18 protein-coding genes and 1 pseudogene are annotated in these 18,206 nt (G+C 70.4%); 11 read left to right on the top strand and 8 right to left on the bottom strand.

Going from position 1 to position 18,206, the window contains the following annotated elements; translation table 11 throughout:
- Positions 1-196 precede the first annotated feature (196 nt).
- Both LIV37_RS25690 and LIV37_RS25685 read left to right on the top strand, forming a co-directional pair.
- A complete protein-coding gene (locus LIV37_RS25690) occupies positions 197-1,093 on the top strand; it encodes a LysR family transcriptional regulator (RefSeq protein WP_020870009.1) in 897 nt (298 codons plus the stop codon).
- A gap of 42 nt (positions 1,094-1,135) precedes the next feature.
- Positions 1,136-1,672, top strand: coding sequence for an NUDIX domain-containing protein (locus LIV37_RS25685; RefSeq protein WP_121825276.1), 537 nt, complete (start codon positions 1,136-1,138; stop codon positions 1,670-1,672).
- Between the two features lie 872 nt (positions 1,673-2,544).
- Here LIV37_RS25685 and LIV37_RS25680 read toward each other — a convergent pair.
- The 3 genes and pseudogenes from LIV37_RS25680 to LIV37_RS25670 all read right to left on the bottom strand — a co-directional run.
- A pseudogene (locus LIV37_RS25680) lies at positions 2,545-3,183 on the bottom strand (pyridoxamine 5'-phosphate oxidase family protein); the annotation flags it as partial.
- A gap of 154 nt (positions 3,184-3,337) precedes the next feature.
- A complete protein-coding gene (locus LIV37_RS25675) occupies positions 3,338-4,918 on the bottom strand; it encodes a globin domain-containing protein (protein WP_121824517.1) in 1,581 nt (526 codons plus the stop codon).
- A gap of 351 nt (positions 4,919-5,269) precedes the next feature.
- Complete coding sequence (locus LIV37_RS25670; protein WP_020870006.1) at positions 5,270-5,902, bottom strand: HAD family hydrolase; 633 nt, start codon at positions 5,900-5,902, stop codon at positions 5,270-5,272.
- Positions 5,903-6,045: 143 nt separating this feature from the next.
- Between LIV37_RS25670 and LIV37_RS25665 the strand changes: the two genes are divergently transcribed.
- The 3 genes from LIV37_RS25665 to LIV37_RS25655 all read left to right on the top strand — a co-directional run bounded on the left by LIV37_RS25665 (position 6,046) and on the right by LIV37_RS25655 (position 7,699).
- Complete coding sequence (locus LIV37_RS25665; protein WP_020870005.1) at positions 6,046-6,552, top strand: hypothetical protein; 507 nt, start codon at positions 6,046-6,048, stop codon at positions 6,550-6,552.
- 67 nt (positions 6,553-6,619) lie between these two features.
- Positions 6,620-7,099: a MarR family winged helix-turn-helix transcriptional regulator gene (locus LIV37_RS25660; protein ID WP_020870004.1), complete on the top strand. Its 480-nt coding sequence runs from the start codon at positions 6,620-6,622 to the stop codon at positions 7,097-7,099.
- A gap of 144 nt (positions 7,100-7,243) precedes the next feature.
- Positions 7,244-7,699, top strand: a complete 456-nt coding sequence (locus tag LIV37_RS25655) for a GNAT family N-acetyltransferase (RefSeq protein WP_020870003.1) — start codon at positions 7,244-7,246, stop codon at positions 7,697-7,699.
- 32 nt (positions 7,700-7,731) lie between these two features.
- On the opposite strand, the gene LIV37_RS25650 is transcribed toward LIV37_RS25655, so the two are convergent.
- The gene (locus LIV37_RS25650; protein ID WP_202979601.1) at positions 7,732-8,973 is read right to left on the bottom strand and encodes an SGNH/GDSL hydrolase family protein; all 1,242 of its coding nucleotides are present in this window, start codon (positions 8,971-8,973) and stop codon (positions 7,732-7,734) included.
- Between the two features lie 406 nt (positions 8,974-9,379).
- On the bottom strand, positions 9,380-10,768 hold the full coding sequence (locus LIV37_RS25645) for a serine hydrolase domain-containing protein (protein WP_020870001.1): 1,389 nt from the start codon (positions 10,766-10,768) through the stop codon (positions 9,380-9,382).
- A 117-nt stretch (positions 10,769-10,885) separates the two neighbouring features.
- Here LIV37_RS25645 and LIV37_RS25640 point away from each other — a divergent pair, with 117 nt between their 5' ends.
- The 3 genes from LIV37_RS25640 (at position 10,886) to def (ending at position 12,505) form a co-directional block, all read left to right on the top strand.
- Positions 10,886-11,317 (top strand): MerR family transcriptional regulator, encoded by a 432-nt coding sequence (locus LIV37_RS25640; RefSeq protein ID WP_020870000.1) that lies wholly within the window; start codon positions 10,886-10,888, stop codon positions 11,315-11,317.
- A 58-nt stretch (positions 11,318-11,375) separates the two neighbouring features.
- A complete protein-coding gene (trxA, locus tag LIV37_RS25635; protein ID WP_020869999.1) occupies positions 11,376-11,714 on the top strand; it encodes a thioredoxin in 339 nt (112 codons plus the stop codon).
- Between the two features lie 152 nt (positions 11,715-11,866).
- Positions 11,867-12,505, top strand: a complete 639-nt coding sequence (def, locus tag LIV37_RS25630) for a peptide deformylase (protein ID WP_020869998.1) — start codon at positions 11,867-11,869, stop codon at positions 12,503-12,505.
- A gap of 36 nt (positions 12,506-12,541) precedes the next feature.
- Here the strand turns inward: def and LIV37_RS25625 are convergent, their stop codons facing one another.
- A complete protein-coding gene (locus LIV37_RS25625; RefSeq protein ID WP_020869997.1) occupies positions 12,542-13,144 on the bottom strand; it encodes a class I SAM-dependent methyltransferase in 603 nt (200 codons plus the stop codon).
- Here LIV37_RS25625 and LIV37_RS25620 point away from each other — a divergent pair.
- The 3 genes from LIV37_RS25620 (at position 13,143) to LIV37_RS25610 (ending at position 15,669) form a co-directional block, all read left to right on the top strand.
- Positions 13,143-13,409: a hypothetical protein gene (locus tag LIV37_RS25620; RefSeq protein WP_148717800.1), complete on the top strand. Its 267-nt coding sequence runs from the start codon at positions 13,143-13,145 to the stop codon at positions 13,407-13,409. The two genes, LIV37_RS25625 and LIV37_RS25620, sit on opposite strands and share 2 nt — an antisense overlap.
- A 326-nt stretch (positions 13,410-13,735) precedes the next feature.
- Positions 13,736-14,539 (top strand): SDR family oxidoreductase, encoded by an 804-nt coding sequence (locus tag LIV37_RS25615; protein WP_020869996.1) that lies wholly within the window; start codon positions 13,736-13,738, stop codon positions 14,537-14,539.
- Between the two features lie 137 nt (positions 14,540-14,676).
- A complete protein-coding gene (locus LIV37_RS25610) occupies positions 14,677-15,669 on the top strand; it encodes an aldo/keto reductase (protein ID WP_121824519.1) in 993 nt (330 codons plus the stop codon).
- A 71-nt stretch (positions 15,670-15,740) separates the two neighbouring features.
- Here the strand turns inward: LIV37_RS25610 and LIV37_RS25605 are convergent, their stop codons facing one another.
- Together LIV37_RS25605 and dnaB are read right to left on the bottom strand one after the other, a co-directional pair.
- Positions 15,741-16,622, bottom strand: a complete 882-nt coding sequence (locus LIV37_RS25605; protein ID WP_121824520.1) for a helix-turn-helix transcriptional regulator — start codon at positions 16,620-16,622, stop codon at positions 15,741-15,743.
- Between the two features lie 103 nt (positions 16,623-16,725).
- On the bottom strand, positions 16,726-18,204 hold the full coding sequence (gene dnaB / locus LIV37_RS25600; protein WP_020869993.1) for a replicative DNA helicase: 1,479 nt from the start codon (positions 18,202-18,204) through the stop codon (positions 16,726-16,728).
- Between the last annotated feature and the right edge of the window lie 2 nt (positions 18,205-18,206).

The following is an 18,206-nucleotide window of genomic DNA, read 5'->3' as shown; positions in this document are numbered from 1 at the left end:
AGCGGGCGGGTATGCCTGTGCGGGCGTCTCAAGCCTCCCCCCTCGTGGCTTGAGACGCCCCGGTTCTCCTCGTGGAGAACCGCTCGAACAAGGCTAGTTGACTCAGCGTCAGTGTCCAATCACAGTAGCGACATGGACCTATCGGCATATTTATAGTTGGCATGCGTGCGGGGCGCGACGAGGCGAGGGGAACCGCATGGATCTGGCCCTCTTACGCACCTTTGTCGCGGTTCACCGCGCCGGGTCCTTCACCCGCGCCGCCGGGCTGCTCGGGCTCTCCCAGCCCGCCGTCACCGGCCAGATACGCACCCTGGAGCGGCAGCTCGGCCGCCCTCTGTTCCTCCGTACGGCGCGCGGCGTCGTCCCCACCACCGTCGGGGACGAACTCGCCCACAAGGCCGCGCCGCACCTCGACGCCCTCGTGGAGATCGCCGAGACGGGGCTGGACGACCGCTCGGCGCTGCGCACCCTGCATCTCGCGGGCCCTCCGGAGTTCACCGCGCTGCGCGTCCTGCCCGCGCTGACCACCCTGGTCGCCCAGGGGCTGGCGGTGCGCTGCGCCTTCGGCAGCGCCGAGGAACTGTTCGAGGGGCTGGGCGCCGGCCATCACGACCTGGCCATCACCACCGCCCGGCCACGGGGGCGGCTGCTGGCCGCCACGCCGCTGTGCGACGAGGAGCATGTGCTGGTCGCGGCGCCGCGCTGGGCCGCCAGGCTCGGCGGCCCAGCGGTGCTCCAGGTCAAGGGCGTACGGGCGCTGGAGGCGCTGCCCGTCGTCGAGGTGCATGAGAGCCTGCCGCTGGTCAGCCGCTACTGGTCGGCCGTCTTCGACACCCGGCCGGTCACCGCTGGCACGATCATCGCGCCCGATCTGCGCGCGGTGCTCGCCTGTGTCGCGCGGGGCGCCGGGCTCGGCGTCCTGCCGCGCTATCTGTGCATGGACGCGCTGGACGCCGGGGAGGTGGTGGCCCTGCTCAACCCGCCGGTGCCGCCGCTGCGCACCTATTTCCTGGTGGTGCGCACGGGGGCGCTCGCGCTGCCGCATATCGCGCGGGCGCACGAGTGGCTGTTGCGCGCGGCTGTCGATTGGTGAGTAAGTGGTTTCGCGGGACCAAGGGTGCGGCAGATGTCCTGCATGACCGAACGACCCGTGGTCAAGCGCACCGCCCGTGCCATTCTCCTCGAGGGCGACACCGCGCCCCGCATGATCCTGATCAAGCGGACCAAGCCCGGCCAGCCGCCGTACTGGATCACTCCGGGCGGCGGAATGGAGCCCGAGGACGCGAGCGTCGTCGAGGCCCTGTACCGCGAGGTGGACGAGGAGCTGGGCGCGAAGGTGACGGACGTGGTGCCCGCCTTCGTCGACACCGTCCCGCATCCCGATGAGAGCGCGGAGGGCGCTAGCGGCGCGGAGGGCGCTGGGGGTGCTGGGGGTGTGGGCGCGGCCGGTGTGAAGGTGCAGCACTTCTTCGTCTGCAGACTCGCCTCGATGGACCTCACCCGGCGGCACGGCCCGGAGGTGGACGAGCCGTGCGGTGAGTACGACGTGGTGAGCGTCCCGTTCACCCGCGAGGGGATCGCCTCGGTCGAGGTGGTGCCGCCCTCGCTGCGGGCCTATCTCGACGCCAACATCGAGGGCGTGCTGGCCCTGCTCGCGGACGACCTCGGCTGAGCGAAGCGAAGCTGCCGGGCGGGTCTTCGCGAACAGGACCAGCAGGGCCGGGCTCTGTCGGGACAGGCCTAACGGAACCAGCCGCTGAACGGCTGCTGGGTCTTCCGGGCCGCCCGCTGACGCGCCTCGGCCAGCACCCGCTCGGCCTCCTCCCGCCAGTCCTCGGGCCCCGCGTCGGGACGGACCGGCCGCCGGATGGCGGGGCTGAGATCACGCACCGCGGAGGGCTCAGCGGACCGCTGAGCGGGGTCGCCCGCTCCGGACTGCGCGGCCGGTTCGGGCCGCGCGAACGGCTGGGGCCGCGCGAACGGCTGGGGCCGCGCGAACGGCTGGGGCCGCGCGATCGGCTGGGGCTGTGCCGCCGGTCCGTGCTGTGCCGCCGGTCCGGCGGCCGGAACCTGAGGGCCCAGGGCGTCCTGAGCAGCCGGGGCTGTCGGGACCGTCGGGGCCACCGGGACCGTCGGGGCGGTCTGGGCCGGCAGGCCCACCGGCCACGAGACCGGTGACGTGGGCGGCGCCGGAGGGATGGCCAGGACCTGCGTGTCCGAGTCCGTCAGGGGCTGAGGGTCCGGGACGGCCGGGACTGCCGGAGCGGCCGGGGCCTGAGGGACCGAGGCTCCCAGCTCGGCCTGAGCGGCCGGAACAGGCCGGGCGGCCTGGCCCGGCAGGTCCACCGCCCACGAGGGCCGTGAGACGGGCGGAGCAGGCGACACGGGCCGTGCGGGAGGGGCGGGCGGCACGGGCTGGGCAGGAGCCGCAGGCGGGGCGGGCGGCGCAGGCGGAGCAGGAACGGCAGCGGCAGACGGAGCAGGCTGAGCAGGAGCCGCAGGCGGCGCAGGCGGAGCGGGCGGCGCAGGCGGGACCCTGCGGCCCTCGCGGGCCTCGGCCGCGGCGCCGAAGAAGTCGCCGCCCTTCCGTTTGACGTCGTCCGTCCCCCAGTCCCGCTCCCGGTCGTGCTCCAGGGCCTGGTCACCGGAGAGCCCCCGGCGCCGGGCGGCGTCGCCGCCGCCGGTGCGCCGCTGCGCCGGGACCTTCTGGAGGTGCGGGATGTGCTTGGCGCAGTGGATGTACGCCTCCTCGATGGTCACCTCCACCCACACCACCGCGCGCCGCCCCGGCACCGGGTCCACCGGCAGCCCGGAGTGCGCCTCTCGCATCTCGGCGTCCTCCACCACCCGGGCCCGGCCGTTCACATGCAGCCCGATCCGGTCCCGGAAGAAGTCGACCATGAGAATGCCCAGGTGGGGGTTCTCCTGGATATTGCCGAGGCTGGCCAGGACGCCGTTCCCCCGGTATTCGGGATAGGCCAGCGTGCGCGTGTCGAGCACTCTCAGAAAGCCGGGCGGACCGGCCCGGAAGGTGCTGTCGCACTCCCCGTGCCGGTCGGAGGTGGCCAGGAAGAACATTTCCTGGCGCCCGATGAACTCCCGCATCCGGACATTCAGGTGATCCAGCACCTGGTCGTCGTAGAAGCGGTCGGCGCGGTCGACGGTGCCCAGTCGCCGCTGCATATGGTGTTCGCCGTCGCTCCCGGGACGCCACGCGCGGTCGTCCAGGTGCTCCGCACTGTCCACGGTTCTCGTCCCCGTCCTGATTCGCCGTCCGGAATCGCCGGAATGCCTGCCTAGTGTTGGTGTTTCGCCGTATGCCGTCCGTGCCCGCGCCCTATTCCGCGGCCGCGGCGAGCTCCTCGATGGAGTCGTGCCGGATGCGGTGCGACGGAATGCCGATGCCCATCAGGGCGTCGACGCCGCTGCGGATCATCCCGGGCGGCCCGGAGAGATAGGCGTCGAACGCGTTCCACGGGCCGTACTGCCGCACGGCGTCGGGCAGCCGACCGCTGAGGCCGTTGGTCGGGCCGTCGGAGACGACGGGACGGACCGCGAGCCACGGATACTTCTGGGCCAGCCGCAGCATGGTGTCGATGTCGTACAGATCGTGATCGTTGCGGGCGCCGTAGAAGACCTCGACCGGACGGTTTCGGCCGTGGTCGGCGACGTCCTCGACCAGCGCCTTGATCGGCGCGATACCGGTGCCGCCGCCGAGGCAGAGCAGCCCGTTGTCGCTGGCGTGGTCGACCGTCATGGAACCGGCGGGGGGCCCGAGGCGGATCACATCGCCGGGGCGGGCCCGGTGCACCAGCGCGGAGGACACCCATCCGGCCGGGACGGCCTTCACGTGGAAGGAGAGCAGCCCGTCGGAGCGCGGCGCCGCGGCAAATGAATAGTGCCGCCAGACCCGCGGCCACCAGGGCGTTTCCAGTGAGGTGTACTGGCCCGCCAGAAAGGGGTACGGCTGGTCCGGGCGGACGGTGATCACGGCGATGTCGTGGGTGCGCAGCTCATGCCCGACCACCTCGGCCTGCCACCACGCGGGGGCGATCAGCTCGTCCTCGGCGGCCGAGTCGATCATGATCTGGGAGATCGCGGTGTAGGCGCGCACCCAGGCGGCCTCGGCCTCGTCGCTCCAGGTGGTGACGGCGTAGCGGGTGAGCGCGCCGATCAGGCATTCGCCGACGGCGGGGTAGTGCTCGGGCTGGGTGCCGTACTTGCGGTGGCCGCGGCCGAGCCGGGAGAGGAACTCGGTGAGGATGTCGAGGTCGTCGATGAGCCGGGCGGCGGTGAGGATCGCCTTGAACAGCCGGTCGCGCTGGGCGTCCATCGCGGCGGGGAAGAGCGGCCGCAGCTCGGGGTGCTGGACGAAGAGCAGCGCGTAGAAGTACGAGGTGACCTTGTCGCTGATGGGCTCGACCTCGGCCATGGTGCGGCGCAGCAGGATCGCGTCGGGCGAGGCGGTCTCGGGGACGGCGAACGGCGAGTCGGGGCCGGGCCGGAAGTCCTGCGGGGCCGGCGGCACCTCGTCGGGGCGCTGATGCTCCTCGCGCCCGCGGGCCGCGGGGCCGGGGGTGGGGGCGGCGGGGCCGTGACCCGCGGGGCCGGGGACCCGGCGGTCGCCCGGGCGGCGGTCATCGGTGCGGCGGTCATCCGGGCGGCGGTCGTCGGCCCGGCGGTCGCCCGCTCCTGGACCGGGCGCGGGGGCCGGCTCCGCGGGCGTACGGCGGTCGGCTTCGGTGCCGACCGGCCGTATCGGGTTCACCGGGCGGCTGGGCGCGCGCTCATCGCTCTGCTGGTCCGGGGCCCTGGGGTCGTCGGCCGGTTTCCTGCTCGGGGTGAACCAGCCCCAGTCGCCACTGTTCCCGCCGGAGCCGTCGCTGCCGGCCGACGATGTGGTGGTCGGAGCGTCCATGGTTGCCTCGCCTCGAACATCTTTCTGTCGGTCTTCGCACTTCCGCTGCCGGAATGTGCCCGCAATTCCCCGTCCTGGTGCACTGGTTCAAGCGAGAATGGTCGTGCCGACCCTCTCCGTAACTCTCTTCCGGGCAGCATGCCATGCTCGTTCCCCGTCCCGGGCGCATAGCCCGAAGTCCGGGAAACGGGGGCTGCGTTCCCGATATGCTGGTTGGCCTGGGATGCCCGTTCTGACCCCGTTACAGCACGCCGCACGGAACCGGACCCGACCCTACCGGCCCCGGATGAATTCACAAGCCCCAAGTGCCCCACATCTGTTACACCCACCAACTCATGTAATTACCGATAGTTACGTGTGGTTACCCATCAATTCGTAAGCCTCTCGGAGATCACGACCGGTATAGGCATGGGATGCGATTTCGCTCACATGGTGGTCGGCGTTCACGGCGACCGAGACCGGCACCACCGTGAACAGTTCGGCGTCCGAGAGGGAATCCCCGTAGGCCACGCAGTGATCCCTGGTCAAGCCGAACTTCGCACAGAGTTCATCGGCGATCCGGACCTTCGCGGCCGGGGTCAGGATCCCCGCCGGATCCACCGGCTCCCGGAACGGCACGTCGGGCCATGTCGAGCCGTACGTGGCGTCCGCGCCCCACTCCAGCAGCCGCGACACGAAGAAGCCCGGCGAGAGCGAAATCACCGCACAGCGCTCGCCCCGCGCCCGGATGTCCGCCCACACCTCACGGATTCCGGCCAGCCACGGCGCCCCCTCGAACGCCGCCGCCACGTGCTCCTCCGTCAGCGCCTCCCACAGCGCACAGGCCCGCTCCGCGAACTGGGCCGTCGTCAGCTCCCCGCCCGCGAACGCCCGCTCCAGCGCGGCGATCTCCCGCTCCAGGCCGAGCTGCCGGGAGATCTCGATCGCGGCGGCCGAGCCGTGGATGAGCGTCCCGTCCAGATCGAACAGATGCAGTCTGGTCATACCAGCCGAGCGTAGATGCACCCGCCGGCCCGCACCGCCCCGGTCCGGCGGGATCGCGCCGAGCCGCCCGCGCCGCCGGGAGTACGCGCGGATACTCCCGGCGTCAGACGCCCCGGGGGCCGCCGCGCCGCCACGGTGGGGGCATGCGGCAACTCACCCGCCCCGTGCGCCGGGGCCTCCTCGTCGTTCATGTCGTCGTCTCGGTCGGATGGCTCGGGCTGACCCTCGGGGTGCTGGCCCTGGGGATCACCGGGGCCATGGCCGGTTCGGCCGAAGAGGCCGGGGCGGCGTACCGGTCCATGAATGTGCTGGGCGACTGGCTGCTGATTCCGATCAGCCTGCTGTCGCTGGTCAGCGGGATCGTGCTGTCCCTGGGGACGCCCTGGGGGCTGGCGCGCCACCGGTGGGTGTTTGTGAAGTTCTGGCTGACAATGATCACTACCGCCGCCACGGCGTTCGCCCTGCGCGCCCGGATCGACTCCGCGATGGCCGATGTCGTGGCGGGGCGGACGGTCGGGGCGACCACGGATCTGATCCTGGCCCCGTCGGTCAGCCTGGGCGTCTATACCTTTCTCACCGCGATCTCGGTGATCAAGCCCTGGGGGCTGACCGCCCGGGGACGGCGGCTGCGGGCGACAAAGCGCCGATAATTGCATACGCGGTCTATTTCATCCCTGGACTATCCTGGAATCCGCTCACCCATCTAGGAGGGGTTCCATGCCGGACGAACCGCACGGCGCCGTCGCCCCGCCCGCGGGACAGGCCCTGGCCCAGGGCTGGTGCGCCCTGTCCTCCCTGCACGGCCGGATAGAGACCCACATCGAGCGTGCGCTGCAGGCCGGGCACGATCTGAGCGTCCGCGAATTCTCCGTGCTCAACGTACTCAGCGGACAGCACGACGGCGACGGCGGACATCTCCAGATGAAGCAGCTCGCCGACTCCGTCGTCCTCAGCCAGAGCGCCACGACCCGGCTGGTCACCCGGCTGGAGGACCGAGGTCTGCTCGCCCGCTACATCTGCCCCGGCGACCGCCGCGGCATCTACACCGACGTCAGCGACGAGGGGCTGAAGCTCCTGGAGGAGGCGCGACCGACGCATGACACCGCGCTGCGGGAGGCCCTCGCCGAGGCCGCCCGGCGGCCGGAACTGGCGCCGCTCGTCGCCGCTGTGGAGGGCCTGACCGGCACCACGTGCTGATGCGCCGGACGTACTGATGCCGGGTCGGGCTGATGGGCCGGACGTGCTGATGCCGGGACGTCCGATCGCCCATGGCCGTGGGCCCTGGCCGTGGGCCCGTCGCCGCCGTCCGGGGCTCGCGGGCCCCGGCGTAGGCTCCACCGCATGAGCGACTTCGAGATACGGCGCGCGACCACCGACGACATACCGGCGATCGTGGCCATGCTGGCGGACGACCCGCTCGGCGCCCGCCGGGAGTCCCCGGACGACCTGGCCCCGTACCGCGCCGCCTTCGAGACGCTGGACTCGGATCCCCAGCAGCGGCTGGTCGTCGCGGTCCGGGAGGGCCGCATCGTCGGCACCCTCCAGCTGACCGTGATCCCCGGGCTGTCGCGGCGCGGCGCCACGCGCTCGATCATCGAAGGCGTCCGTATCCACTCCGAGGAGCGCGGCGGCGGGCTCGGCACCCAGCTGATCGAATGGGCCGTCGGGGAGTCGCGCCGCGAGGGGTGCGTGCTGGTACAGCTCACCTCGGACGCGACCCGTATCGACGCCCACCGCTTCTACGAGCGGCTCGGCTTCGAGGCCAGCCACATCGGCTTCAAGCTGCCGCTGGCCTGAACTGACCCGGTCTCACTTCCCCGTCGGCGCCCTCACAGCGTCGCGAGGTCGACAGCCTCGGCCATCCGCCGGTAGCCCGCGTCGTTCGGGTGCTTGAAGTCGCCCGAGTCGTACGCCGGGTTCAGCCGCAGCGGATCGGACGGCGCGGCCATGACCTCCGCGAAGTCGACGACCGCGTCGAAGGCGCCCGAGGTGCGGATCCAGTCGTTGATCGCGGCGCGCTTCGCCTCGGAGCGCGGGGTGTGGTACTCGGCGCCCTTGAACGGCAGGATCGTCCCGCCGATGACCTTGATCCCGCGGGCGTGGGCGAGAGCGATCAGCTCCCGGTAACCGGCGATCACCTCATCGGCCGACACCTGCGGATTGGGCTTGTAGGTGGGCAGCTCGACCTCGCTGAAGCCGATGTCGTTGAGCCCTTCGAGCAGGATCACCGACCGTACGCCCGGCTTGTCCAGGACATCGCGCCGGAAGCGGGCGCCGGCCCGGTCGCCGTACCAGGCCGAGTCGTGCAGCAGCAGATTGCCGCCGATCCCGGAGTTGAGGACGGGACGCGGGGTGCCCACGGCCGCGAGGCGCTCGGCCAGCAGATCCGGCCAGCGGTGGTCGGCGTCGTAGGTCGAGCCGAAGCCGTCGGTGATCGAGTCGCCGAAGGCCACCACCGTGCCCGGTTGCCGGGGGCCGCCGGTGACCTCGACATCGGATAGGTAGTACCAGGAGTTGGTGGTCTCGGTGAAGGCTGCCCCGGCGCGGTCGGCGCGGTGGTCGCCGTCCGCGCGGAAGCTGCGGGCGTACGCCTGGGCGTGGAAGGTGGCGGGGCCGGTCGGGCGGTCGAAGTACAGCGTGATCGTGACCGGCTGACGGGCCGCCACCCGCAGCGGGGCCGCGTCGCTCACCGTCTCCCCGCCCGCCGGGATCTCCACCGATCGCCAGTGGCTGAAGGTCAGCGCGCGCAGGCTCGCGCCGTGGACGGAGGCGCCGTGCGCGGTACGGGCGATGGTCGCGCCCGCGATCCGCAGCGGCGCGGTGCCATAGCGGTTCGACAGCCTGATCCGGGCCGCCGTGCCGCCGCCGGTGACCCGGACGACCTGACGCAGGGTCTGGGCGGTGCGCTCGGCGAAGCCGCTCTCGGCCCAGTTCTTCTCGAAGCCGGAACTGGGGCGCTGGACGGGAGCGGCCCACCCGGCCGACCAGACGGCCCCCGGCCGCTCGCGGCCTGCTGACGGGCTTCCGGGCCGGGCCGTGGCAGTCCCGGAGGCGGCCACGGATGCGGCCATGACGGTACTGAGGGCGAGCAGGGACGCGCTGAGACGAAGCATGGACGAGCGCACGGCGGGGCTCCTGGGGAGGGGAGGGTGAGTTGGATCGGATCAGGCCGCTCCCGTACGGAGGCACGGAGTACGTGGGTACGGAGGTACGGCGGTACGGGAGCACATGAGCCCCGGCGTATCGGCGTACCGAAGTCCCGGCGCACCGGCATACCGACGCACCCGCGAACCAACGCACCGGCGCACCCGCGAACCGACGTACGGGAGAACCGGAGACCAACCTGCCGCCCGCCGCACCGCCGACCCAGCCCTCGGCCATGCGTACCACCGGCGGGGTCAGGCTACGGCCGCCGGATCCTCAACGCCCCCGCCGGAACGCGGCACCCCGCTCCCGTCCCGCCGCCTCCCTCCCCCCTCAGAGCGCGCGCCAGCCCTCCGGGTCGACCCCGCCGGGCACCACGTCATCCGGGGCGTAGGGCTCCCGGGTGAACACGAAGGTGCCCAGGTCCAGATGGGCCGGGGCGCCGCCCTCCCCCTCGACCACCCGCAGCGTCTCCCCCGCGTAATAGCCGTCGAGCCCCGTCCAGGTGCCGTCCGGCTCGGCCCTGAAGCGGGAGGCCCGGCCTCCTCCGGTGGCCGGGGACAGCTCAAGTCCGCGGTCCGCGCGCAGCCGCAGGTGGTGCGCGCGGGGGCCCCAGTACCAGGGGCCGGTCAGCGCCAGCAGCGCCGGATCGACCTCGGTCAGCGGCCGCCACGGCTCGGGGATACGGGGCTCGCGCTCCGCCACGATCCGTATGAGGTCGGCGGCGATGGCGCCGATCGCTGGACCCGAGGTGGTGTTGGCCAGCGCGATCCCGGCCAGCCGGTCCTCGGCGCTCACCCACAGCGAGGCCAGGAAGCCGGGCATGGAGCCGGTGTGGCCGTGGAGGACCCGCCCGCCGTGCCGGACGAGCTGGATCCCCAGGCCGTAGCCGCCGTCCCAGTCCCCCTCCTCGGGGGCGACGGCGGGCGCCCGCATCTCGGCGAGCGACTCCGCGCCGAGCACCCGGTCGTCCCCGTCCAGCAGGAAGGCGGCGAAGCGGGCCAGATCCCCGGCGGTCGACCAGAGCTGCCCGGCCGGGCCCATCCGCCCGGTGTCCTCGGCCGGTTCGGGCAGCAGCACATCCGCCCAGGGGTGCACGGCCCATCCCCCGGCGTGCGGCGCCCGCGGCTCGAGCGACGTACGCCCCATCCCCAGCGGCTCCAGCACCTCGCGCGCGAGCACCTCGCCCCAGGGCGCTCCGCGCAGCCGCTCGACCAGCGCGCCGAGCAGCGCGAAACCGGGGTTGGAGTAGTGGTGACGGCGGCCCGGGGGGTGGACCAGCGGGCGCTCGCCGAAGATATCGGCGGTCTCGGGCCGCAGCGCCCCGGGCGTGCGCTCCCACCACGGGCCGCGGGCCTCGGCGGCCAGACCCGAGGTGTGGGAGAGGAGCTGGGCCACGGTCGCGCCCTCGGCCTCGGGCACGTCCAGATGCTTGGCCAGCGGATCGCCGAGGTCCAGCAGCCCCTCGTCGCGCAGCCGCATCACCAGCACCGCCACAAAGGTCTTGGTCAGGGAGCCGATGCGGTACTGGGTGCCGGTGTCCGGTGCGGATCCGTCCACAGAGCTGCGCGAACCCGTCCACACCAGCTGACCCTCCCGCACCACGGCCCCGACCAGGGACGGGGCACGGCCCTCGGCCTGGCCGCGGGCAAGGCGCCACAGCAGGGCACGGCGGGTGGCGGGCAGCGGTTCGGCGAACTCATCCACGTCGGGTGTGGTCATATCGGCACTCTACGGCGAGGGTCTGACAACGGTCAGTCACCGGTGCGCGGCCGGGCGCCACCCGGCCGCGCACCGCGCCCTGGCCTTTACGCCGGGGTCAAGGTCTACCGTCAAGTCATGCGGATCGGAGAGCTGGCCGAACGGGCGGGTACGACCACCCGCACCCTGCGCTATTACGAGTCGCTCGGGCTGCTGCCCGCGCGCCGCACCGGCAATGGTTACCGGTCGTACGACGAGGAGGACCTGCGGCTGCTCCAGCAGATCCGCACGCTGCGGGACTTCGGCTTCGAGCTGGAGGAGACGCGTCCGTTCGTCGAGTGCCTGCGCTCCGGCCATCCGGCCGGCGACTCCTGCCCGGCCTCGCTGGAGGTCTACCGGCGCAAGCTCGCCGAGCTGGACGAGTGCATCGCCCGGCTGGGCGCGATCCGGAAGCGGGTGGGGACACAGCTCGTCCAGGCGGAGCGGGCCCGCGCGGAGCTGGAGGCCGCGGCGACGGCGCCCGAAGGGGCCCCGGAGCCGCGCTGCGAGCTGACACCGCCCGGCCCGTGAGTCCGCCGTAACCACAACGGCTCCACCCGCACGACGAAGACTCCAAGGGAGATATGACATGTCACTGACACACACCGGGGGAGTGGCCACGGTCACGGACGCCACCTTCGCCGAGGAGGTGCTGGCGGCCGAGCTGCCGGTGCTGGTGAAGTTCACCGCATCGTGGTGCCCGCCGTGCCGGATGATCGCGCCGGTGCTGGCGGAGATCGCGCAGGAGGAGGGCCACCGGCTGAAGGTGGTGTCCCTGGACGTGGACGAGAACCCCTCCACCACCAACGCGTACGGGGTCCTCTCGATGCCCACTCTGATGCTGTTCCGGTCGGGCGAGCCGGTGCGGTCGCTGGTCGGGGCCCGCAGCAAGCGGCGGCTGCTGGAGGAGCTCGGCGAAGCGCTCTGACCCCGTACCTGACGCGATCTGACGCGGGCCCGAGCCGCGGCCGAACCGCCCCTGCTACGTTGGCCGGACATGACCATCGGCGGGGGCGGCCTCAGCGGCCGTGAGCGGCCATCAGGCGGCCAGCAGTGGGGGCGGAAAAGGTGAGGTCAGCGGTGCGCGTCCTGGTGCAGGGGAAACCCGTCGACTCCTATCCGGCGCTGCCTCCCGAGGCCGGGCGCGGTTCCCCCCGCCGGATCACCGAGGTCGGCGAGGAGGTGCTCCGCCGCTCCTGCCGCGAGGTGACCGAGTTCGGCACGCCCGAGCTGAGCGCCCTCATCGACGACATGTTCCTCACCATGTACATCGCCGACGGCGCCGGGCTGGCGGCCAATCAGGTCGACGTCGACCTGCGACTGTTCGTCTACGACTGCCCCGACGACCACGGCGTACGGCACATCGGCCACATCATCAACCCCGTCCTGGACCAGCCCGACCCGGCCCACCGGCTGCTCATCGAGGAGGCCGAGGGCTGTCTGTCCGTACCGGGCGCACGGATGGACGTACCGCGCACCGACCGCACCGTGGTCCGCGGCGTCGACAAGGACGGCAACCCGCTGGTGATCGAGGGCACCGGCTACTTCGCCCGGTGTCTGCAGCACGAGGCCGACCACCTCTCGGGGCACCTCTACATCGACCGGCTCTCGAAGCGCGACCGCAAGGACGCCCTGCGGCAGATGGCGGACCGTCATGAGGAGGTCCTCGCCCGCCGCGTGGAGAAGGCGACGGCCCTGGGCCACCAGCTCCAGCCCTGACCGGGGCCGGCTGCCGCCTTGGCCCCGGCTCCCCCCTTACCTCAGCCGTCGAGCTCGCAGCACGGTGTCATGGGTGTGGTGGGTGCCGGCGGGGGCGGGAGCGGTGCGTGGACGGGTCTCGTTGACCACGACCGCCCAGTCGTCGTCGAGCACCCTGGCGACGTCGTCGGGCTGGTAGTAGTCCCCGGGGTCGAAGCCCTGCTCCGGGTGCGGGGTCAGATCGGCGAGGTCGTGCGTGGCGAACAGCAGCGTGCCCCCGGGCGCGACGGCGTCCAGCAGGCCACGCACCGCGCCGTGGTCCGGCCGGCGCTTGAGCGGAAAGTACTGGACCGACACCAGGTCGAACGCCGCGGCCGGGAGCGCCGTACTGGTCAGATCGGCCCGCCTCCACGCCACCCGGCCCTCGATGTCCGCGGCCGAAGCGGCGGCACGCTCCAGGGCGACCCGGGAGATGTCCACCGCGGTCACCTGCCACCCCCGCCGAGCCAGCCAGACCGCGTCGCCGCCCTCCCCGCACCCCACATCGAGCGCCTGCCCCGGTGGCAGCTCGGCGACCTCGCTGACGAGCACCCCGTTGGGCGCCCCGCTGAAGAGCTGATCACGACTGCCGTACATGTCGTCCCAGAACTGTTTATCCATGCCCACCAACCTGCCCCCGCCCAGGACCACCCGACAAACTTCTTTGCGAGATCGGCAAAGCGCGGACCGGGCGCCGGCAACCGCCGCCATACCCGAAGGCGCATGGACCCCGATCCGCTACCCGAAAGCGGTCATCGATCCCGATACCGGCGAGCTGATCTCAAAAGCCGAGGTCGCCGAGATCAGGCCAACACCCCCCAAACCACCCCGCAAAGCCTCAGACGATACCGGGTCGCAATACAGATCAAAGCAATCAAGAAAATGACTGTGCAGGAGGGGATTGTGGCAGCGTGAGCCGGCGCACCAGACAAGGGTGGCTCTCACAGTACCTGTATCACCAGGGTCTCCCAGACGTCCAGGACGCCTGTCAGCCTGTTTGAGTCGGCTCCCAGCTACACAGAGGAAAAGTAATGGATCCACGGGAGGCGCGTACGGCGGCCGCCCGAGAACCCGTCCCAGACGCCCTGATCGAAAGCGCCGACAACACTCCATGGACACGCACTGCAGCTTTACCCCCATCAGTTCAATTCAGCTGCCCCGAATGCGCGACCGCGACGGCACATTCTTCCACGACAGAAGGGACGGAGACCAATGGCGGACAACCAGTTCACCACTCACACAGAACTTTTCGATCTGAGTGGGAAGTACGCCCTTGTCACTGGCGGCACCAGGGGCATTGGGATGATGATAGCGCGCGGCCTTCTGCAGGCGGGCGCCCGCGTCATCATCAGCTCACGCAAGGCAGACACGTGCGCGGAGGCACAGCATCTACTGTCCGAATTCGGCGACGTTCAAGCAATCCCCGCCGACCTGTCCAGGCACGACGAGTGTCAGCGCCTCGCTGATCTTGTCAAGGTCGACTCGGAACGCCTGGACATCCTCGTCAACAACGCGGGAGCGATGTGGCGCGAGCCGCTGGAGACGTTCCCGGACGAGGCCTGGGACGCAGTGATCGACCTCAACCTCAAGTCGCCGTTCTGGCTGGTGCAGGCGCTGCTTCCCGCACTTCGCAGGGCGGGCGCCGCCGATGATCCCGCGCGGATCATCAACATCGGCAGTATCGCCGCCATCCACGTCGCCGAGTCGCCCAACTACTCGTACGCCAGCAGTAAAGCGGCACTCCATCAACTCACCAGAGTGCTTGCCAGAGAACTGGGCCCACAGCACGTCACGGTGAACGCGGTAGCCCCAGGACCGTTCCCGTCGCAGATGATGGCGTCCACGCTCGATGCCATCGGCGACACGATCGCGGCGAAGGCCCCTCTGCGCCGGCTCGGCCGCGACGACGACATGGCGGGTATCGCCGTGTTTCTCGCTAGCCGGGCTGCGTCCTACCTCACGGGCACCATCATCCCGGTAGACGGCGGCATCGCGACGACCGCATCGGGTACCTAGGCGTCGGCGCCAGGCTTTGCCAGCGGCCGACGGCCCCTCGTGAACACCTCCAAGTCGGGTCTCAACGCAGTCGTCGGGGCACCCGCAGTGCCTGGGCGGTTCCGCGATGGCCTGGATTTACTGAAGGAGAATCTGTAATGCAGAAGCGCAAACTTGGACAGCAACTCGAAGTTTCAGCTCTAGGACTCGGCTGCATGGGCATGAGCTTCTTCTACGGTCCGTCCCCGGACCGAGCCGAGATGACGAAACTGCTGCGGGCGGCAGTTGACCGCGGCGTGACCTTCTTTGACACCGCCGAAGTCTATGGCCCTTTCACCAATGAAGAGCTGGTCGGTCAGGCGCTGGCGCCGGTGCGCGACCAGGTGGTGATTGCCACCAAGTTCGGTCTCAGGCACGGCGAACACGGGCCGACCCCGATGTCGGGGCTCGATAGCCGCCCGGAGCAGATCCGTCGAGTAACTGAGGCATCGCTCACGCGCCTTCAAACCGAGAGCATTGACCTCCTCTACCAACACCGCGTCGATCCCAACGTACCCATTGAAGACGTGGCCGGCACGGTAAAAGAGCTGATCTCCGAAGGTAAGGTCAAGCACTTCGGTTTGTCGGAGGCGGGCGCGACGACAATCAGCCGCGCCCACGCCGTGCAGCCTGTAACAGCGCTGCAAAGTGAATACTCGCTGTGGATGCGAGAGCACGAAGCCGAGATTATTCCGACCTTGGAGAAGTTGGGCATCGGCCTAGTGCCCTACAGTCCACTCGGGAAAGGCTATCTGACCGGCAAAATCGATTATCGCACGTCTCTGGCCGACAATGATCTCCGCCGTTCCCTGCCGCGCTTCACACCGGAAGCACGACATGCTAATCAGGCACTGGTCGAGTTGCTCCAGCAGATTGCCGACGATAAGAAAGCTACACCGGCCCAGGTCGCTCTCGCTTGGGTGCTGGCGCAAAAGCCATGGTTCGTGCCGATCCCCGGCACCACCAAGCTGCACCGCCTCGAAGAAAACCTAGGCGCACTCGACGTCGAGCTGACGCCCGATGACCTGCAGCACATCGAGGAGGCCGCGGCACAAATTCCGATCCATGGCGAGCGCGTTCCCGAGCAGTTGAAGCCACTGTTCGGCCGCTGAACAGCGGTGTCCCGCGAGCTGAGCCGCTCGTGGGACACCGTCTCGGCGAAACGTTGGTCCGGTTTACTGAACTATCCGTGCTCGGTGGCCATCGTCTGTTGCGTGGCCGCCCACGACGCCAGTAGCGCTAGACCGTCAGCGGCCGGTGTGCCCGCGGGGGCGGTGTAGACGTTCAGGTGCAGGCTGGGTTCGGCGGCCAGTTCCAGGGGCTCGACGTCCAAGTCGAGCTGGCCCACGATCGGATGGCGCACACGCTTGCGGCCGGACCGGTGCAGCCGCACGTCCTGAGATGCCCACCGCTGCCGAAATAGCTCACTGCACGTTGACAGTTCGCCGACCAGAGCGATCAGCTCCTCGTCCCGTGGATTGCGGCCGGCTTCCATGCGTAGCTTCGCGGCCACATTACTGGCAATTTGGTCGTAGTCGACAAAAAAATCTCGGGCCGCCTCGGGGTTCAGATAGACGAACCGCGCTGTGTTCGCGGGCCGTCGCGAGTCGACCAGCACCGGTGAATACAGCGCGCGAGCGAGTTGATTCATGGCGAGCACGTCATAACGGCCGTTACCGATCCAGGCCGGCGCATCGGAGATCGCGTCGAGCACCTGCTGCAGCGTCGAGCGCACCGCCACAGCAGGCCTACGCCGGCGTGGGCCGCTGGGCGCGCCGGATTGGCGCGCGAGGTGAAACAGGTGCTCACGCTCCGCCTCGTCGAGTTGCAAGGCAGAGGCCAACGCCTCGAGCACGCCGTCGGAAGCACCAGCGAGGCTGCCGCGCTCCATGCGCACGTAGTAGTCGACCGATACCCCTGCCAGTAGCGCTACTTCTTCGCGGCGCAGACCTTTGACCCGACGGTTGCCGCCGTAGGCAGTCAGGCCTGCCTGCTCGGGTGCGATGCGGGCGCGACGCGAGCTGAGAAACTCCCGGATCTCGGTGCGTAGATCCAACATAGCCATCTCCGCACTGTAAGCCCGTCGTGCAGGCCAAGGGAGGTACTGCTGGTACCTCGACGACTAGCGTTGCCCGACGGACTCTGGACACCTACACGGGCGTCGGCTGTCAGGTCTGGGCCATGTCCACGAAGCGGGAGTAGTGGCCCTGGAAGGCGACCGTGATCGTGGCCGTCGGGCCGTTACGGTGCTTGGCCACGATCAGGTCCGCCTCGCCCGCGCGCGGCGACTCCTTCTCGTAGGCGTCCTCGCGGTGGAGCAGGATGACCATGTCGGCGTCCTGCTCGATGGATCCACTCTCTCGGAGGTCCGAGACCATCGGCTTCTTGTCCGTGCGCTGCTCGGGGCCTCGGTTCAACTGGGAGAGCGCGATGACCGGTACTTCCAGCTCCTTGGCCAGCAGCTTCAGGTTTCGCGACATGTCCGAGACCTCCTGCTGACGGCTCTCGGGGCGCCGGGCGCCGCCGGACTGCATCAGCTGGAGGTAGTCGATGATGACCAGTTGGAGGTCATTGCGCTGCTTGAGGCGGCGGCACTTGGCGCGGATCTCCATCATCGACAGGTTCGGGGAGTCGTCGATGAAGAGCGGGGCCTGGGAGACGTCCGGCATCCGGCGGGCCAGCCGGGTCCAGTCCTCGTCGGTCATGCTGCCGGAGCGCATGTGGTGGAGCGCCACCCGGGCCTCGGCGGAGAGCAGACGCATCGCGATCTCGTTGCGGCCCATCTCCAGGGAGAAGATGACGCTCGGCATGGCGTGCTTGATGGAGCAGGCGCGCGCGAAGTCGAGGGCCAGGGTGGACTTACCCATCGCGGGGCGGGCGGCGATGACGATCATCTGGCCCGGGTGCAGCCCGTTCGTCAGGGAGTCCAGGTCGGTGAAGCCGGTGGGCACGCCGGACATCTGTCCGCTGCGCGAGCCGATCGCCTCGATCTCGTCGAGCGCGCCCTCCATGATGTCGCCGAGCGGCAGATAGTCCTCGCTGGTGCGCTGCTCGGTGACGGCGTAGATCTCGGCCTGGGCGTTGTTGACGATCTCGTCGACGTCCCCGTCCGCCGCGTATCCCATCTGGGTGATGCGGGTGCCGGCCTCGACGAGGCGGCGCAGCACGGCGCGCTCGTGGACGATCTCCGCGTAGTACTCGGCGTTGGCGGCGGTGGGGACCGACTGGACGAGGGTGTGGAGGTACGAGGCGCCGCCGACCCGGGCGATCTCGCCGCGCTTGGTCAGCTCCGCGGCGACGGTGATCGGGTCGGCCGGCTCACCCTTGGCGTAGAGGTCCAGGATGGCCTGGTAGACGGTCTCATGGGCGGGCCGGTAGAAGTCATTGCCCTTGAGGACCTCGACCACGTCGGCGATGGCGTCCTTGGAGAGCAGCATGCCGCCGAGGACGGACTGCTCGGCGTCGAGATCCTGGGGCGGAACGCGCTCGAAGCCGGAGCCCTCCCAGGGCGAGCCGCCGCCTCCATCGCGGTCCTGGCCGTCGCGGCCCCGGCCGCCGCCCTCACCGCGGCGGAAGCGGGGGGACGGGAACCGCTCGGACGGGCCGGAGTCCGCCCATGGGTCGTCCATGGGCTCGGGCACGCTCACCC

It is taken from the genome of Streptomyces rapamycinicus NRRL 5491 (assembly GCF_024298965.1).
GTDB classification, from domain to species: Bacteria; Actinomycetota; Actinomycetes; order Streptomycetales; family Streptomycetaceae; genus Streptomyces; species Streptomyces rapamycinicus.
This window is presented reverse-complemented; position numbering and strand designations above follow the sequence as displayed.

Excerpts from the sequence above, each read along its gene's own strand:
- LIV37_RS25690 (WP_020870009.1), top strand. The coding sequence starts at position 197 with ATGGATCTGGCCCTCTTACGCACCTTTGTCGCGGTTCACCGCGCCGGG.
- LIV37_RS25685 (WP_121825276.1), top strand. The coding sequence starts at position 1,136 with ATGACCGAACGACCCGTGGTCAAGCGCACCGCCCGTGCCATTCTCCTC.
- LIV37_RS25675 (WP_121824517.1), bottom strand. The coding sequence starts at position 4,918 with ATGGACGCTCCGACCACCACATCGTCGGCCGGCAGCGACGGCTCCGGC.
- LIV37_RS25670 (WP_020870006.1), bottom strand. The coding sequence starts at position 5,902 with ATGACCAGACTGCATCTGTTCGATCTGGACGGGACGCTCATCCACGGC.
- LIV37_RS25665 (WP_020870005.1), top strand. The coding sequence starts at position 6,046 with ATGCGGCAACTCACCCGCCCCGTGCGCCGGGGCCTCCTCGTCGTTCAT.
- LIV37_RS25660 (WP_020870004.1), top strand. The coding sequence starts at position 6,620 with ATGCCGGACGAACCGCACGGCGCCGTCGCCCCGCCCGCGGGACAGGCC.
- LIV37_RS25655 (WP_020870003.1), top strand. The coding sequence starts at position 7,244 with ATGAGCGACTTCGAGATACGGCGCGCGACCACCGACGACATACCGGCG.
- LIV37_RS25650 (WP_202979601.1), bottom strand. The coding sequence starts at position 8,973 with ATGGCCGCATCCGTGGCCGCCTCCGGGACTGCCACGGCCCGGCCCGGA.
- LIV37_RS25645 (WP_020870001.1), bottom strand. The coding sequence starts at position 10,768 with ATGACCACACCCGACGTGGATGAGTTCGCCGAACCGCTGCCCGCCACC.
- LIV37_RS25640 (WP_020870000.1), top strand. The coding sequence starts at position 10,886 with ATGCGGATCGGAGAGCTGGCCGAACGGGCGGGTACGACCACCCGCACC.
- trxA (WP_020869999.1), top strand. The coding sequence starts at position 11,376 with ATGTCACTGACACACACCGGGGGAGTGGCCACGGTCACGGACGCCACC.
- LIV37_RS25620 (WP_148717800.1), top strand. The coding sequence starts at position 13,143 with ATGCCCACCAACCTGCCCCCGCCCAGGACCACCCGACAAACTTCTTTG.
- LIV37_RS25625 (WP_020869997.1), bottom strand. The coding sequence starts at position 13,144 with ATGGATAAACAGTTCTGGGACGACATGTACGGCAGTCGTGATCAGCTC.
- LIV37_RS25615 (WP_020869996.1), top strand. The coding sequence starts at position 13,736 with ATGGCGGACAACCAGTTCACCACTCACACAGAACTTTTCGATCTGAGT.
- LIV37_RS25610 (WP_121824519.1), top strand. The coding sequence starts at position 14,677 with ATGCAGAAGCGCAAACTTGGACAGCAACTCGAAGTTTCAGCTCTAGGA.
- LIV37_RS25605 (WP_121824520.1), bottom strand. The coding sequence starts at position 16,622 with ATGGCTATGTTGGATCTACGCACCGAGATCCGGGAGTTTCTCAGCTCG.